Annotated in this window: 1 protein-coding gene; it reads left to right on the forward strand. The window is 63.2% G+C overall.

Annotated elements, in window-relative coordinates; genetic code table 11:
- On the forward strand, positions 1–2,059 hold a 2,059-nt coding region (locus tag CU102_RS28210; protein ID WP_245425632.1), incomplete at its 5' end, for a DUF5801 repeats-in-toxin domain-containing protein.
- Positions 2,060–2,108: the final 49 nt, after the last annotated feature.

A 2,108-nucleotide genomic window follows, 5' to 3' on the forward strand; every position in this document is an offset into this window, starting at 1 on the left:
AGCCGCCGGCCCGATCGTGTTCACGGTCAGCGTCAGCGCCGCTGGCATCGTGAGCCTCGACCAGGCTCGGGCGATCGTTCACGCGGACGCCACTGATCCGGACGACAGCACGACGTTGGCTGCTGCCGACCTCATTACCCTGACGGCGACCATCACCGACAACGACGGGGATGAGGCCTCGGCCACGCACGACATCGGCCAGAGCCTTAACTTCGAGGATGACGGTCCGACGATCACGGCAGACGGTGTTGTGCCGGAACTGACGGTGGACGAGACCGACCTGACGACCGACGCCAGCGCGGATTTCTCGACGGCCTTCACCTCGGATGCCGGTGCAGATGGTGACGCCATCACCTATGCGCTCGGCATCAGCCAGGTCACGAACGATAGCGGCCTCACCGACACCGCAACCGGCGACCCCGTCCTGCTGTTCGTGGAAGGTGGCAACGTGGTCGGCCGTGCCGGCTCAGCCGCCGGCCCGATCGTGTTCACGGTCAGCGTCAGCGCCGCTGGCATCGTGAGCCTCGACCAGGCTCGGGCGATCGTTCACGCGGACGCCACTGATCCGGACGACAGCACGACGTTGGCTGCTGCCAACCTCATTACCCTGACGGCGACCATCACCGACAACGACGGGGATGAGGCCTCGGCCACACACGACATCGGCCAGAGCCTTAACTTCGAGGATGACGGTCCGACGATCACGGTGCCGTTCGACGGTGACCAGAACGCCGGCAACGGTAACGGGACCCACGAGACCCTGGCCAACGTGCTCAACGCGTCGGCCACCGGAGCCTTCGGGTACAACATCGGCGCCGATGCGCACACGGCCGCGTTCTACACGGGCGGCGGTTCCGACTTCGTCGACCAGAATGCCGCGCTTGCCGGCGTCCAGATCGGACTCAGCGGCACGATCACCGGTGGCGGCGGCGGTAATATCATCGACCCGAACGTGACGCTCGCTTCGGAGACTCTCACCTCCGCGACGTTCAACTTCACCTTCACCTACGACAAGGACCCGGCAGCTGGCGTCCAGACGGGCACGGCGGGCGGCACCCTCGTCTTCGACAAGGCTGCCGATACTTATACCATCAACCTGACCGACCCGCTCGAAGGCTTCAGCTTCGATGTGATCCACACCAGTGAGCTCTTGTCCAAGGAGCCCACGAGCAACACGGGCCACCCGCAGATCGTGCTGGAACGGTTGCAGGCGGATGATCCGGACACGCCGGATGACGAAGACTTCTACGTGCAGTTCACGGGCAACTCGATCAACAACGACAACCCGTTCGGCTTGACGACCAATGGCGAGGGGTCATCCGCTGACTCCACGTTCACCGTCGGTGGTCACGAGATGGTGAGTAACGCCAATGAAACGTGGGTGTCTGCGACGCAGAGCACCAACGGTGTCGCCGGTGACACGATCCAGAAAGAAGAACTGCTCACGTTGCGGTTCTTCAACAGCAACGTCGGTATTCAGTCTGAGGCGACCACCCCGACGGCGACCGCCGGTACCATGGCCATCAAGTTCGACGGCATCGGCAACAGCGAGGACCTGATGCTGATCCTCGACCTGATCGACAAGAACGGTGCCGACAACATCGCCGGCACCATGGACGACAACACCGCAATCACGCGGGCTGTGTACGTGTCGAACGCCGACATCTTCAAGACGGGTCAGGTCCCGGCCCCGTACAGCAGCGAGTTCACGCTCGACAACAATGACGGCCTCGTGATCATCGAGCAGAATGACTACAACGCAGCCGGCGAAGACTACGTGCTGCAGGGTGTCCAGATCATGCAGTCGGGCAACGGGATCACCGGCAACAACGCTGCGATCGACCTGAACAGGACGACCGGCACTGACGGCGGCAGCGATGCGACCGCCAATCTGGTGAACTTCGACGCCCCCGATAACGACGTGCTGAAGATCACGGACATCGGCTTCACCACGACCGTGACCGAGACGCCGGAAGCCCAACTCGACTTCGCCTTCCAGGTGGAAGACGCGGACGCGGACCAGACAGCGATGCAGCACATACTTGTTGACGTCGCCTGACACTTGACCAACGGGGGCGGCCAATGCTGCCCCCGGTACGACCACCCCG

Source organism: Phyllobacterium brassicacearum (assembly GCF_003010955.1).
GTDB lineage: Bacteria > Pseudomonadota > Alphaproteobacteria > Rhizobiales > Rhizobiaceae > Phyllobacterium > Phyllobacterium brassicacearum.